12 protein-coding genes are annotated in these 14,179 nt (G+C 74.5%); 6 read left to right on the top strand and 6 right to left on the bottom strand.

The annotated features are described in order from the left end of the window. Positions 1-100: 100 nt before the first annotated feature. Positions 101-1,003: an alpha/beta fold hydrolase gene (locus AXE84_RS03770; protein ID WP_060956899.1), complete on the bottom strand. Its 903-nt coding sequence runs from the start codon at positions 1,001-1,003 to the stop codon at positions 101-103. Between the two features lie 250 nt (positions 1,004-1,253). Here AXE84_RS03770 and AXE84_RS03765 point away from each other — a divergent pair, with 250 nt between their 5' ends. Further along, a complete protein-coding gene (locus AXE84_RS03765; protein ID WP_060956898.1) occupies positions 1,254-2,048 on the top strand; it encodes a TMEM175 family protein in 795 nt (264 codons plus the stop codon). Here the strand turns inward: AXE84_RS03765 and AXE84_RS03760 are convergent. The 4 genes from AXE84_RS03760 to AXE84_RS03745 form a co-directional block, all read right to left on the bottom strand. After that, the gene (locus AXE84_RS03760; RefSeq protein ID WP_060956897.1) at positions 2,029-2,352 is read right to left on the bottom strand and encodes a branched-chain amino acid transporter permease; all 324 of its coding nucleotides are present in this window, start codon (positions 2,350-2,352) and stop codon (positions 2,029-2,031) included. The two genes, AXE84_RS03765 and AXE84_RS03760, sit on opposite strands and share 20 nt — an antisense overlap. Then, on the bottom strand, positions 2,352-3,074 hold the full coding sequence (locus AXE84_RS03755) for an AzlC family ABC transporter permease (protein ID WP_060956896.1): 723 nt from the start codon (positions 3,072-3,074) through the stop codon (positions 2,352-2,354). Before AXE84_RS03755 ends, AXE84_RS03760 begins: the two co-directional genes overlap by 1 nt. A 61-nt stretch (positions 3,075-3,135) precedes the next feature. Further along, positions 3,136-6,174 carry a hypothetical protein gene (locus AXE84_RS13200; protein ID WP_236750131.1) on the bottom strand — a complete coding sequence of 1,013 codons (3,039 nt, stop codon included), beginning with the start codon at positions 6,172-6,174 and terminating at the stop codon, positions 3,136-3,138. 93 nt (positions 6,175-6,267) lie between these two features. Continuing rightward, the gene (locus tag AXE84_RS03745) at positions 6,268-7,206 is read right to left on the bottom strand and encodes a hypothetical protein (RefSeq protein WP_236592868.1); all 939 of its coding nucleotides are present in this window, start codon (positions 7,204-7,206) and stop codon (positions 6,268-6,270) included. Positions 7,207-7,407: 201 nt separating this feature from the next. On the opposite strand from AXE84_RS03745, the gene AXE84_RS03740 reads away from it, so the two are divergent. Beyond that, positions 7,408-8,367: a Fic family protein gene (locus AXE84_RS03740; RefSeq protein ID WP_060956894.1), complete on the top strand. Its 960-nt coding sequence runs from the start codon at positions 7,408-7,410 to the stop codon at positions 8,365-8,367. A gap of 50 nt (positions 8,368-8,417) precedes the next feature. On the opposite strand, the gene AXE84_RS03735 is transcribed toward AXE84_RS03740, so the two are convergent. Beyond that, positions 8,418-9,338 carry an HAD family hydrolase gene (locus tag AXE84_RS03735; RefSeq protein ID WP_060956893.1) on the bottom strand — a complete coding sequence of 307 codons (921 nt, stop codon included), beginning with the start codon at positions 9,336-9,338 and terminating at the stop codon, positions 8,418-8,420. A 375-nt stretch (positions 9,339-9,713) separates the two neighbouring features. Between AXE84_RS03735 and AXE84_RS03730 the strand changes: the two genes are divergently transcribed. The 4 genes from AXE84_RS03730 to AXE84_RS03715 all read left to right on the top strand — a co-directional run bounded on the left by AXE84_RS03730 (position 9,714) and on the right by AXE84_RS03715 (position 14,117). Continuing rightward, entirely contained in the window at positions 9,714-10,958 is a 1,245-nt protein-coding gene (locus AXE84_RS03730; protein WP_060956892.1) for a cellulose synthase operon protein YhjQ/BcsQ, read from the top strand. Continuing rightward, positions 10,946-12,202, top strand: a complete 1,257-nt coding sequence (locus AXE84_RS03725; RefSeq protein ID WP_081093050.1) for a TadA family conjugal transfer-associated ATPase — start codon at positions 10,946-10,948, stop codon at positions 12,200-12,202. Before AXE84_RS03730 ends, AXE84_RS03725 begins: the two co-directional genes overlap by 13 nt. Then, complete coding sequence (locus AXE84_RS13195) at positions 12,199-13,521, top strand: type II secretion system F family protein (RefSeq protein ID WP_236750129.1); 1,323 nt, start codon at positions 12,199-12,201, stop codon at positions 13,519-13,521. Before AXE84_RS03725 ends, AXE84_RS13195 begins: the two co-directional genes overlap by 4 nt. 83 nt (positions 13,522-13,604) lie before the next feature. Beyond that, on the top strand, positions 13,605-14,117 hold the full coding sequence (locus tag AXE84_RS03715; protein WP_060956891.1) for a PH domain-containing protein: 513 nt from the start codon (positions 13,605-13,607) through the stop codon (positions 14,115-14,117). The last annotated feature ends 62 nt before the right edge of the window (positions 14,118-14,179 follow it).

The following is a 14,179-nucleotide window of genomic DNA, read 5'->3' as shown; positions in this document are numbered from 1 at the left end:
CGGGTTGACCGCACCGCACCGCACCCGCCGAGCTGGGCACGTCTTGTGCAGACCTACGGAAGAACGGCAGGGCTGGGCGAGAAGCGCCCGGCTCTCGGTATCAGGCGGAGGGGGCGACGTCGGCCAGGAAGGGCAGCAGGGCCCGGACGAACCCGGCCGGGGTCTCCTCCTGGGGGAAGTGGCCGGAGCGGTGGATCGTCACCTGGCGCAGGTTGCCGGCCACGTGGTGGGTGTCGCGCGCGTAGGCCTGGGCGGGTTGGACCGGGTCGAGCTCGCCCTGCATCGACAGGACGGGCACCGTCGCCGGCTTGTCCAGGGCGGCCGTCTCCGCCCGGGACAGCACGAGGTTGCGCAGCGGCTCCAGGGCGCTGTGGGCGGCGCCGGGGCGGGACAGGAGCTCGGCGTAGTAGGGGGCCTCCTCGGCCAGTGCTTCGCGCGTGTGCGGCCCGGCCCAGGAGCGCAGCAGGCCCTCCAGGGCGCTGCGGCTGCGCAGGCGGCGCTCGGCCAGGCCCGGGATCCGCAGGCTCACGTACTGCAGCGCCGGCCCCGACAGGGCCCGGGCCCGCAGCGAGCGCAGTGCGAGCGGGTGGGGGGCGCCGACCGGGACGATCGCCGTCGTCAGATCCGGGGCCAGGCTCGGCAGCGCCCAGGCGACCTGGCCGCCGAGCCCCGCGCCGACGACCACGGCCCGCTCGTGCCCCAGGGAGCGGACCACGGCGGCCAGATCCTGGGCGAGCGTCACCAGGTCGTAGCCCGACGGCGGCCGGTCCGAGCCTCCGAAGCCACGCAGGTCGAGGGCCGCCACGCGGTGCCCGGCCTGTGCCAGGGCGGGGATGACGTGGCGCCAGGTCCACCAGCACTCCGGGAAGCCGTGCACCAGGAGGGTGAGGGGACCGGCTCCGGCCGGGGCCTCGGGGCCCGCCAGCGCGACATGGAAACGAGTGCCGCGGGCGGTGAGGTTGCGGTGGGTCCAGGGGCCGGGGCGATTGACGTCAACAGGCACGCCCGCAGCCTACTGGTCGGCGCCCCGTACCGGCGACGGGGCCGCCCGGCACCGCCCACGTCGTCCTGCACCGCTCCCGGGGCGCCCGCCGGGGACATTCTGCGCGGCTGGGTGCGTGTTGTCTCGGGCGGGGACAGGGCGCGCGTTGGGGGACTGGAATTCGGTCCCCGGCGGCGTCGAGTGTCCCCGCGGGTGCCGGAATGTCCCCGACGGCGCAGAATGTCCCTGTCCGCGGAGGGAAGGAGAAGGCATGACTGCCCAGCGCCACCATGACTCGGCTGACGGCCCTGCCAACGACCTCGCCGAGGGGATCCGCACTGACTCGTGCGGCTGTGCGCATGCGGATGTCGAGGTCTCAGGCCCGGCTACTGACCCGGCCCCCGAGGAGGGGACGGCCGCTGGGGCCGGCGGCGCACAAGGGGAGGAGGAGTCGGCGCCCGTCTCACCCGGACGCCTGGAGGCCTTCAGCGACGGGGTCATCGCCATCGCGATCACCCTGCTGAGCCTGGAGATCAAGCTGCCCGACGGCGGCGGGAGCCTCCTGCACTCCCTGGCCTCCCTGTGGCCCAGCTACCTGGGCTTCGTCCTCAGCTTCCTCCTGGTGGGGCAGGTCTGGCTCAACCATCACGCCATCTTCGTGCGGGTGCGCAGCGTCGACCAGTGGATGCTCATCTGCAACCTCTTCCTCCTGCTCGACGTCGCCTTCCTGCCCTTCGCCACCTCGGTCCTCACCCGGTCCCTGGAGTCCGGCCACGACGAGCGCACGGGTGCCGTCTTCTACGGGATGGTCATGGTGGTCGGTGGGTTGTTCTTCAACGCCTTGTGGCGGGCCTCCATCCGGGACCGCGGCCGCCTGCGAGCAGGGGTCTCCGAGGCGGAGGTGCGCTCCATGACCCGGCGCTTCGCGATGGGACCGTGGCTCTACTCACTGGCCGTGCTGCTGGGACTGGTCAGCGCCTGGCTGAGCGTGGTCACCTACGTGGCCCTCATCGTCTTCTACATGGCCGGCCACCGGCCGCGGCGAGTCAGCCCAGCAGGAGGCTGAGGGCCACGTACACGCCGGTGCCGCCGATGAGCGACAGCCCGATGGAGCGCCGCCACAGGTGCAGGCCCGCCGTCGCCCCGATCCCGGCGGCGGCCGGCAGCCAGCTCGACGGCGACAGGCTCACCCCACCCAGCGTGTAGGCCACCAGGACGATCATGACCCCCAGCGGCATCGCCCGGGACAGGAAGGCCAGCAGTGCACTGTCCTGACGTCCGCGCAGCAGCGCGAAGGGCACGATCCGGCACACGAAGGTGATGACGGCGACGACCACGACGGCGACCGCGATCTGCGGGTTGGTGAGCATCAGCTGTCCCCCCGCCTCGACGTCGGCGCGCTCGCCCCGGGGCGGCGGCCGCGCCAGGCGTACAGCCCCACCAGGCCGACGGCGAGGATCACCAGAGCGGTCAGTAGTGCCGCCGAACCACCGATCGCCAGGCCGACCCCGCCGGCCACCAGCCCTACGCACAGCACCCCGATATCGGGGTGATTGCGCCAGTTCTCGATGGCCAGGACCACGAATAGGGAGGTGAGCACGAAACCGAGCAGCTCGATGCGCTCACCCACCGCGGAGGCCAGCGCGGTGCCGGCCAGTGCCCCGACGGTCGTGCCCGACACCCAGGAGGCGTGGCTGATCGCCTCCACGCCCACCAGGTAGCGCCCACTCATGGCCCGCCGGTCGCGCGCTGCCAGCAGCGCGTAGACCTCGTCGGTGATCGCGTGGACGGCGTAGAGGCGCGTGAGCGCCCTGCCCCGCACCCGCTCCAGGGGGAAGCCCAGCCCGTAGAAGACGTGCCGGCCCGAGACGAAACCGGTGGACAGGGCGATGGCCGCCAGCGGCTCGCCGCCACCGGCCAGCGGCACCAGCAGCATCTGCATGGTCCCGGAGTAGATGACCAGGCTCCACACCGGCGCCCACCACCAGGCCAGTCCCTCGGCGACCAGCAGCATCCCGGCCGCCAGCCCCAGCGTCACGTATCCCACGACGATGGGCACCGCGTCCCGGGCCGCATCGGTGAGGGTCTGCATCCGCCGAGCCGACGGCGCTCCTGCCTCTTCCGTCCCGGCAGACGGCGGGGCTGCGTTGGGCTCAGTCACGCGGGCCGCGACCGTCGTCCACCTTGCGCTGCCCGGCCCGCCGCGCCAGGTGGCCGACCACGGCGACCATGATCGTGAGCACGCCCATGAGGATGAAGCGGCCCGAGAGGCCGTCGTCCATGACGTAGGTGGACAGGGCCTTACCCAGGTCGGAGTGGGCCTGGAGCCGATCGACCGTGGGCCCCAGGATCGACTTGGTGACCCCCGGCATGAGGATGAAGGGCAGGCCGATGACGGTGCTGAGGGCGCCGACGACGAAGGCCCCCAGCGAGGAGCGCGAGATCATGAACAGGGCGGCGGCGCAGGCCGCGGTCCCACCCAGGATCTCCAGCGCACCCATGGGGGAGGCGGCCGAGGGCCAGGCCGAGGGGTTGCCGCCGGTCAGGGTGGCGGCGCCGTCGTGCACGAGGAACCAGGCCAGGGGGAACAGGACGACGGCGACGAGCACTCCGGCCCAGTGGGTCTCGACGCGCGAGCCCGGGGCGCTCAGCACGCTGGCGCCCTTGAGGAGGATGGAGTCGTCGTCCTCGTCGGCACCGGTCATGGCCATGGCGGCCTGCCGGGCCCGCGAGCGGCCGCGCTCCTCCGGGTCGTCGCTCTCCCCGGCGTCGGCGCTCGCGGACAGGCCCCGCCCGGTGGGGGTGGCTGCGAACCAGTCGGGCGTCTGCTGCGGGGAGGGAGCCGACGGCGAGGCTGTCGGTGTCGGGTGGTAGTCCCGGGTGTCCGCGGAGGCGGGGACCGGCTGGGTTGACGGGGTCTGCTGGGTTGACGGCGCCCACTCGGACTGCGGCGTCGTTCCCGCTGGGGCGGGGGCCGGCGCGTCGGCGGGGGCCTCCGGGCGGAGGTCGGAGAGCCCGATGTACGGGGAGGAGGCGGTTCGGGGCGCTGCCCCCATCCCCTCCGTTGACGGGGCGGGAGCCGGGGCGCCGGCGGAGAAAGCGGGGCGGGTGGAGGTCGGCGACTCGGAGGAACGCGCCGAGGAGGCGCTGGCCGCGGAGCCCGTCCGGGCCAGCTGGGCCGCGGGGGTCGCCGGCCAGGACGGGGCCGAGGGGCGGTTGTCCGCGTCGGCGTTCACCGGCGCTGCCGCCTCCGGCTCGGCCGGTGACGTCGAAGCGGCCACCGATGGCCCCGAGGTCGCTGACGGCGCCGACGCCGGCACCTGCGGCTCGAACTCGGACCGGCTCGATGAGGCGGGCTCCGGCGAGTCCGCTGACGGGGCGGCCGGTGTCGTCACGGTCGCCGACGGCGCGGCGGGAGCCGCGAAGGCCGCTGAGACGGCGGGGGCCTCAACGGGCGCGAAGCCGTCGTCGGTCTCAGCGGCGCCCTCATCGCCATCACCCTCCTCACGGTCATCGACGTCGGCTGCCTCGGCCGTGCTGGCAAACGTCTGGGAGCCGGAGGCCGGTGGAACCGGCGTCCAGGGCTGAGCGGCGGCCGTCGAGACAGATGCTGAGGTGGGTGTCGAGGCGGCTGCCGGCTGCGCAACTTCCTCGGCAACGTTCTCGGTCACGTTCTGAGCATCGTCCTCGGACTCCTCGGACTCCTCGCCGGCTCCGGCCACCCGCTCGGCCTCGCCGGTCTCGACGTCTTCCGCGTCGAGCTCGCCGTCGATGTCGCCGTCGAAGTCCGCGAAGTCGTCGGAGATGTCGTCGAGGCTGTCGATGGTGGAGTCGTCAGTGTCGTCCACGCCGACGGCGGCATCCGCGGTGCCGGTCGCGGCGGAGGGGGTCTGCGGGGTGGCGCCCGCGGTCTCGTTCGCGGCGCGGGCGGCGCCGGTGGCCACCGAGACGGGCACGGCCCTCACGGCAGGGGAGCCGGTCGCGGGCGTGGGGATCGCCGGGGTCGCGGGGGTGAGGTCGGCCTGCGCCTCAGGGGTGTCGAGGTCATCGGCCCCGGCCGGCTGCTCCGACTGCGACGAGTCCTCGAAGTCCTCGAGCTCGTCAAAGTCCTCAAAGTCCTCGAAGTCCTCAGCCTCGATGAGGCTCTGCGGCGCCGCGGCGGCATCGGGGGCATCGGCGGTGTCGGCCGCGGGCAAGCGTCCGTGACTGTCCGCGGCCGCTGCTGTCGCGGGCGCCTCGGCGGACGCTGTGGTCGGCTGGCTGGTCGGCCGGTTGACTGGCCAGGTGTCCGGTGCACCGTCCTGCTGACGGGTGGACTCGGCGCTCACTGCCGGGGCCTCATCCTCATCGTCCCCATCGTCCGCCAAAACGGGTGAGGGCGCCTCCGGGGCGGAGCCGGCGGAGCTGCTGAGGACTGCCGCTGTGCTGGCTGTGCTGGTCGTGCTGCTGGTCGTGCTGTTGGTGGTGGCTGCGGTGGCTGCCGGAGCGACTGCGGCGGTGGCCCCGGCGCCCTGAGGCTCCTCGGCGCGGGCGGGCTCAGGAGTCACAGCCTGTACGGAGACCCGGGAGGCGGCGTCCTCAGCGGTCTCGGCACGGGCCTGCGAGGCGTCGACGACCTCGGGGGCCGCCGGCTCGGTTGCGGTCTCCACGGAGACCGGGGCGGTGTCGGTGACCGGCGCGGGCTCCTCCTCGACCTCGCCGGGCTCCGACGACGGAGGAATCGACGGCGGCACGTCGGCGGCTGCAGCGGGCCCGACGGCCGACTCCGCCTCGGCGGCCCGGCTCCCGGCGGCGCCGGGGAAGGACGCGTGCTCGCGGAGGTTGAGGGTGTCGGCCTCGTCGTCATCGGCCGCGTCCTGCTCGTTGGCCCAGTCGTGGGCTGCGTCATCGGTCGTCTGGTCCACATCGGCGCCGGCGGCAGCACTGACCGCACCGGCCTCGCCGTCCTGGGCCGCCGTCGCCCGGGGCGTGGGGGAGGCGGATGGAGAGACCTGGGTGACCTTGCTGGCGAGGCTCGCGAGGGAGGCCGAGACGAGACCCTCATCGACCAGGTTGACCGTCGCCTCTCCCGAGCGGGCGTCCGTGGCCGCTGTCCGTGCGGTGGGCGTCGGGGCCGCCTCAGAGGCCGGGGCGACGTCATCGGAGGCGACGGGTGCCTGCGGTGCGGTGCGGTCTGTGTTGTCGGTGCTCACGAGGTCTCCTTACGCATGCACACGGTAGTAGTAGGGGCGGGGATACCGGAAGGGACCGGTCAACTCCGGGACGCGGAGTCGGGCATGGGGCCCTCAGGCGGCGGAGCGCAGCCTGGCCAGCGCGTTGGCACGGCCCTGCCGGCGAGCCACATGTACTCCCCAGCCGATCGCCATGAGCTCGATGCCGATGGCGGCGAGCACGACGGCGTTCGGGCCGTTCGGCAGGAGCCTGGAGACCAGATGGCCGCCAGGGATCATATCGTTACTGAGCGCGGGCACCGCGGCAAGAACAAGAACCGGGCCGATGACGCGCGCACCGAGGGTGGAACGCGACGTCGAGGCGCCGGCCGCGGCCAGGGCCAGGAGGGAGATGAGGACGGCTGCCAGCAGCAGTGGCCCGGTCTGGACGCCGGGGGCGACTGCATGCAGGTAGGCGCGCGGCAACAGATAGGCCGTCAGCGCCAGTCCGGCGATGACCCAGGGCAGGGACAGGAGGTGATCGCGACGGCGTGAGGGCGGCGGCGTCGGAGTGGTACCCACGGTCCGGTCGGCCTCGGTGAGGCGGAAGGCGGCGTGCCCCTGGGCCTGGCCGGCGCGGCGTGCCAGGCGCATCCCCCAGGACCCGCCCAGCCACAGGCCCGCCAGGACGAGCATGAAACCGGTGCTGACGAGGTGCTGAAGCCAGGGCTCAGTCAAGGAGGCCGCGTGAATAGGAGCCAGGAAGACCATCGACTGGGCGGTCAACGCGGTCAGCCCGGTGGCGAGCGCGCCCAGCGAGGAACGGCTGGCGAACAGGACGGCGGCGGCTGAGGACAGCAGCAGGAGGGTGCCGAGCAGCAGGCCGGTGCGCAGGATCGAGGTCTGGTCGGCGGCCAGGCCCAGGAGGGCGGAGGCACCCAGGGCGAAGAGGACTCCGACGGCGGCGGTGAGCACGTAGTCGGGGCGGCGACTGCGCGGTGGCCGCCCCGATGCGCCAGGGGTCGCGGGTGGCGGGCCGGAGCCCGGGGCGTAGTGGGAGGGGGAGTCAGTCACCTGATCGAGTCTAGGGGGTGCGCTCGCCTTGTGCTGGTTTCCTCGGGATACGGGGCCAGGGGTGCCTGAGGGCGCCTGTGGTCGGCAGTGACCGCGGTGTGTCACAGTGGGGGTGTGGTGCGAATGTCTGTGGGGATCGGGCCCTCGGAGCCCGGTGGGCCGAAGAGGCCCGCAGCGTGGGGCGCGGAGAGCCGGACCGGCGTGTTGACCGAGGGGTTGAATATTGGTGGGGTCGGCGCAGGTGCGCGGGCCGGGGCGGCCACCGACGGCGCCCCCACGCCCGGGGATCCGGCGCTGGAGGCGCTCAGGGCCGTGGCCGCCGACGAGCGGGTGCGCGCCGCTGAGGACGCAGTGCGTGAGGCCTGCTCCGAGCTGCGCTGGAACGAGGCCCTGCGGCGCCGATGGCGTGAGGCCCGCGCCGAGGCCGCGATCCGGGGCGCCATCGCCTCGGGCGGCGTCGAGGGCGCCGTGGTCTCCGCCGAGGTGCTGCGCGAGCAGGTGGCCGCCGGCTCCCTCACCCAGGCCGCCACAGGGGACCCGGGCCTGGACGCCGTGGCCGGGCTGTGGCGCGCCGGGACCCGCCTGGTGAGCTGGATGCCGGACCTGGTGGGGCGAGGTCGGCCGGTGGCGCCCTCGGCGCGCTCGCTGCTGGCGGCGCTGCACCGCGACGTCGTCGGTCCCCTGGCGGCGGGCGGCCGGTTGGGCCTGGGGGAGGTCGGAGTGCCGCGGGCCCGGCAGGTGCATGCCCGCGAGGGCGGTCCTGGGGCCGCGCCGCAGGGCGAGGAACTGGTGGCGAGGCTGGCGGGACTGGTCGATCTCATCGAGACGCCGCAGGCGCCGGCGCTGGTGCGGGCGGCCATCGTGCACGCCGAGATGCTGACCGCCCGCCCCTTCACCGCCGGGAACGCCGCCGTGGGGCGCCTGCTCGTGCGTCACCTCCTGGTGCGTGACGGGCTCGAGCCGACCGGTACGGCGGTCACCGACCTCTACCCCGGGCGGGTGCCGGCGGCCTACGCCGAGGCCGCCGGGGCCTACGCCTCGGGCACCATGGACGGGGTGGTGGCCTGGGTGGTGTGGCAGGCCGAGGCGGTGCTCGCGGGGGTACAGGAGGCCCAGCGCCTGTGCCGGGCGGTGCAGGCCGGCACCTGGCGGGCCGGATGAGCCCCGGGGCGAACCCTGCTTGAGCTCAGCTCGGGGCCCGGCCGGAGGACTCAGCTGCCGCGCGGGCTACGTTGGGCAACAAGGCAGGCGGCGGTGCCCCCGACGGCCAGCACGCCGGCGACGTGGGCGATGACCGAGGCCCGGGTCGACAGGCTCGGGGGCTCCCAGCGCGGCCGCAGCCGTACCGGGCGGGCGAAGTCGCGCACCGGCCAGTCCCGCTCCTGCGCCAGGCGCCGCAGGTCCCTATCGGGGTTGACGGCGACCGGATGGCCGACGGCGCTGAGCATCGGCTCATCGGAAATGGAGTCGGAGTAGGCCCAGCACCGGGCCGGGTCGATGCCGTGGGCGGCGGCGTCCTCGTGCAGCGCCACCACCTTCTCCGAGTGCAGCATGGAGCGGGAGATGCGCCCGGTGAACAGGCCGTCCTCACCGACCTCCATGTGGGTGGCCACCGCCCGGTCGGCCCCGACGAGGCGGGCGATGGGGGCGACCATCTCGGAGATGGAGGCCGAGACCACCACGACGTCGTGCCCGGCCCGACGGTGGCCCTCAATGAGGTCGAGGGCCTCGGCGTAGACGGCCGGCTCGATCGCCGTGGTCAGGGCGCCCTCGACGACCTCCATCAGGTCCCGGCGGCTGATGCCGGCGGACATGAGGGCCAGGTGCTCCATGAGGGTGCTGGAGCGCTGGGTGCCGGCGCCCACCAGGAGGTAGGGGATCTGGGCGATGAGCCCGTAGGCCAGGGCGCGGGAGGAGATGAGGCCGCTGCGCCGCATCGGGGTGCCCAGCGCCCAGGTCGACGACGTCGCCAGGATCGTCTTGTCCAGGTCGAAGTAGGCCGCCGCTCGGTGCCCGGTGGGGGACGGACCGGCAGGGGGGCGCGCCGGCGCAGCCGGTGGGGCGGACGATGCCGTCACCGGTGACGCCGCTGGCAGTCGGGAGAGGTCGCTTGCGCGGTCCTGCGCGCTCATGGACCCATCTCACCACGAGGGGAGCTCCGGTGTCAGGTGTGTGAGCCCTGCGGTTGCCTGCGCCGTCGCCGGGGCTGCCGTGCTGGGCGGTCCGGGGCGGTCCCGGGCCGCGGTGGGGCGCGGTGGGACGCGGTGGGCGCGGGGCCACAGGTCGGATTCTGCATCCCGTCTCCACAGGGCCGACGACGCCGCCGAGCGCAGCCGCGGGCGGGCCCGCACCCTGGTGGAGAGCCGCCGGCGGCGGCGCCGCAGTACCGCCGTACCACTCGCGGGGTAGCGGCCGGGGAGCCGGGAGGCGGCTGTGGCAACGGTCGTGGCAACGGCCGGCCTTGGGCAGGACCGGGGAGACAGTGAGGGAACCGAAAGGAGAGGGCGATGCCGGTGGAGATGCCTGTGAGGCAGGCGCCTGTTCCAGCGGGGCGCCGCAGGGGACAGCCGGGCCAGTGGGAGCAGTCGGAGCAGACGCTGACTATCCCGGCACTGGAGGGGCTCGGGGAGGAGGCGGTGCAGGAGCCTGGGGAGGAGGCCCCGGCCTCGGGGGTGATGGGAGGATCGCAGGTGTGGGACGGCCGGGACGTCTCCTTCCCTCCCCTGAGGCCCTCCGCCGGCCGGCCTGTGCATCCCGGTGGTGAGACACAGACGGGGGAGAGGGGGACGAGCCAGGGATGGGCACGCTCGGGCTGCTCACTGTCGGAGTCACCGCCGGAACCAGCGTCGGAGCCGCTGTGGGCGTCCGCCCCCGTCGGGAGTGGCCGCGGACGTCGTGCCGCACAGGTCCTGGCCGTCACCGGCGCCCGCGGGGGCCTGGGGGCCAGCGTCCTGTTGCTGCACCTGGCGTGGGCGCTGGGCCGCGCGGGCAGACGGGTGGCGATGATGGACCTCGACCCCACCGGCGGCCTGGACCTCCTGTGCGGGCAGAGCGTCTTGACCGGGCTGCGCTGGGCGGACCTGCCGGCCGAGGAGTCGGCCTTCCGGCCCGGCCACCTCGTCGGGGCCCTGCCCGTGTGGCACGCCATGCCGGTCCTCACCGGGGATGTGCGCGGAGGCCCCCTGCCGTGCGCGGCGGCGGTCCTGGAGGCCATGCGGGCCGAGCATGACGTCGTGCTGGTGGACCTGCCCCGCGGGGCGTCCCCGCCGCCGGGCGCCGGGGTCCTTATCGTCACCGGGCTCGACCTGCGCTCGGCCGTCGCCGCCGAGAGCATCGCCTCGCGACTGCGGGGCACGGCGCCCGCCGCTGTCGTGGCCGCCGATGCTGAAGCCGCCGCGGCCGCCGACGCCGCTGCTGGGGTGCCGGTCTGGCTCGTGGCGCGCCAGGTGGGTGAGGACGTCCTCGCCGAGGACCTCGAGCTCATCACCGGCTGCCCGGTCCTGGGGCAGGTGCCCACCGACCGGGTCCTGGCCAAGCGGCTGGCCCTCGGGGAGGACCCGGTGCGGGCCCGCTCGGCCCTCCGGCGCGCCGCGAGCGCCCTGGCCCGCGAGCTGCTGCCCCGGCTCGCCGACGCCGCAGCGTCGGAGACCCGCACAACGAACCAGTTGGCGAATCAGTCGGCGAGCCGGCCAACGAGCCAGTCAGTGAATCAGTCAGGCGATCAGTCCAGGAGGCAGTCATGGTCCCGGTGAGTCCCGGTCAGCCGGGTGCCTCCGGCGGGGGTGGGGCAGACGGCCCCGAGCTCGCCCGTGTCCGCAGCGCCCTGGCTCGCGGCGTGGGTCTGGAGGAGGCCCTCAACGATGCCGCCGCCCCCGCCACCGGACAGGTGGGGATGGCGCGCCTGGGCCAGAGGGTGCGCGCCGACGTCGACGGCGCCGGGCCGATCCTCCAGCCCCTCATCGAGACCGAGGGCGTCACCGACGTCCTCGTCAGCGACGGGCGCACCTGGATCGACCGGGGGCGCGGCCTCGAACCGGTCCCCGCAGCCGCCATGGATGAGCCCGAGGTGCGGGCCCTGGCCGTGCGCATGGCCGCCTCCGCGCATAAGCGCCTCGACGACGCCTGCCCCGTCGTCGACGCCACTCTGCCCGACGGCACCCGACTCAACGCGGTGCTGCCGCCCCTGAGCGCCGATGGCACTCTCATCAGTCTGCGCACCAAGCGCCGCCGCGGCTTCACCTTGGACGAGCTGACCGCCGCCGGCACGATCGCTCCCGGCCTGGACGAGGTCCTGGCCGCCCTGGTGGCCGGCCGCGCCAGCTGCCTGGTCACCGGCGCCACCGGTACCGGCAAGACCACTCTCCTGGCCGCCCTGCTCTCACTCGTCCCGGCCACCGAGCGCATCGTGTGCATCGAGGAGGCCAGCGAGCTGCGCCCCCGCCACCCCCACGTCGTCCACCTCCAGGAGCGCGGCGCCAACGTCCAGGGAGTCGGGGCGGTCGCCATGACCTCCCTGGTGCGCACCGCCCTGCGCATGCGGCCCGACCGGATCGTCCTGGGAGAGTGCCGAGGCCCCGAGGTGCGCGATGTCCTCACCGCCCTCAACACCGGCCACGAGGGCGGCTGGGCCACCCTCCACGCCAACTCTCCCGCCGACGTCCCTGCCCGCCTGACCGCCCTGGGGGCCCTCGCGGGACTCGACGAGGCGGCTGTCGCCGCCCAGGCGGCCAGCGCCCTCGACGCCGTCGTCCACCTGCGCCGGCAGGCCGGCACCACCGGGGCACGCCGGTACGTCGCCTCCATCGGCGTGCTGCGGCGCGGGGTAAGCCCGGCCGGAGCGGTTCTCATCTGCGAGGAGGCCCTGCACGTGACGGGCGACGGCCGACTCAGACCCGGCCCGGCCGTATCAGCGTTGCGGGAGCTGATCGGCCCACAGGCCCTGGCCCGCACCGGCCTTGACGGACTGCCCGGGGCGGGGGAGAGGAGATCGGTATGACGGGTGTGACCAGCTGGGTGGGCGTGGCCTGCGTGACGGGCACGGCCGCGATCCCACCCCCGGCAGCCCGCCTGGCCGGGCTGGTGGGTGGGACGGCGGGAGGCCCGGTGCCGGGCGCCTGGATCGCGGCGGTCCTGGTCGCCCTGGCCGCCGCCGTGCTCCTGCTGCCGGCCCGCCGCGACCTGCCCCGCGGCTGGACCACGGGCACCCCCGCGGCCCAGGCACGCCCGACGATGCGGCAGGCGGCGCTCGACGCGCTGCACTCCCGACGCACCGGGGCACCAGAACCGGACCTCGGGCTGCTGCTCACCGAGGTCGCCAGCCTCCTGCGCGCCGGCGCGACCCCGCAGCGGGCCTGGACGCGCGCCTGCGGGCGTGCCGGCCTCACCGAGGGCGCCGAGCCCGACGAGGACGGCGTCCCGCCCGTGCTGCGCGCGCTCGCGGACCTCCAGCACGACTCGTGGCTGCCCCGATGGAGCAAGGGGCGCCTGCGCTGGCACCCGCCCCCGCGCGGCCGGCGGGCCCGGCAGAGGCGGGCCACCGCCGCCGGAGTGCCGGGCGCCGTCGCCTCCTGCCGCCTGTCGACCGCTTTGGGAGCGCCCCTGGCCGACATCCTCCAGACCGTGGCCGGTGGGGTGGCCGAGTCCGGTCGCGCCGAGGCCTCCCGCCGTGCCGCCCTGGCCGGGCCCCGCACCACTGCCCGGCTCCTGGCGTGCCTGCCCGTGGTCGGCCTGGGGCTGGGGATGCTCGTGGGCGCCGACCCCGCCTCCCTCCTGCTCGACGGCGGTCTCGGCAGCGCCGTGGGGGCGCTGGGGATCGGGCTCATGGTGGTGGGGCACCTGGTGACCAGGCGTCTCGTCCGCGCCGCGACGGCGGAGGGCGACGTCGTCGATGAGGCCCTGGTCCTGGACCTGGCCTCCGCCGCCCTGAGCGCCGGAGCCTCGGTGCCCGGGGTACTCACCGCCTTAGGGGAGGCTCTGGAGGAGGAGGGGCTTGGGGTCGTGGGGCGGGCCCTGCTGCTGGGCGCCCCGTGGGAGGATGCCTGGCAGGCTCCCGAGGACGATCGGTGGAGGGCACGGCGCTCCCGCCTGGAGTCCTGCCTGCGCCCCGGCTGGGAGGACGGGGCCTCACCGGCCGCCCTCCTGGCGGCGACGGCGGCGAGCCTGCGCGCGGGGCGGCACGCCCGCGACGAGGAGGCCGCCGAGCGCCTCGCGGTGCGCCTGGTCCTGCCGCTGGGCGCCTGCCACCTGCCAGCCTTCGTCATCCTGGGGATCGCGCCAGTCGTCGCCTCGGTCGGCATGAGCATGCTCAGTGGGTGACGACGCCCGCCCGAGGCACGCTCAAGCGGGTACTCCTGCCCTCTTGGGTGCGCGAACCCCCGGCAGCCTGGCACGATGGGGGCATGGCACTGTCGAAGAAGCTGCTGAGCCGCGACGAGGTCGTGGTGCGGCACATGCACACCCACATCAAGGTCCTCCTGTGGCGGTTCGTCGTCGAGATCCTCCTGCTCGTGGTCGGCGTCGTCGCCTCGGTCATGGCCCCCACCACCTGGCAGCCCTGGGGCATCGTGGCGATCTGGGTGGTGATCCTCGTCGTGAGCGTCCCCCTGCTGCTCCTGCCATGGCTGCAGTGGTACATGCACACCTACACCATCACCACCAAGCGCATCATCACCCGCTCCGGCATCATCAGCCGTGTCGGCCACGACCTGCCCCTGACCCGGATCTCCGACATCCAGATGGACAAGGACGTCACCGACCGTTTCTTCGGCTGCGGCACGCTGGCCCTGCAGACCTCCGCCGATGACCCGCTCCTACTGCACGACGTCCCCCACGTCGAGACGGTCCAGGTCGAGATCTCCAACCTGATCTTCAACGACACCCAGGGCGCCATCGACGCCGACCCCCGCAGCTGAGCGGCACCGAGGCGTCGATACAGGGCGCAGATACAGCGCAGATACGCTGATAAGACGGCGGC

Source organism: Actinomyces oris, assembly GCF_001553935.1.
Lineage (GTDB): Bacteria > Actinomycetota > Actinomycetes > Actinomycetales > Actinomycetaceae > Actinomyces > Actinomyces oris_A.
Note: the sequence above shows the minus strand (reverse complement) of the source record. Positions and strands in the feature narration are given on the sequence as shown.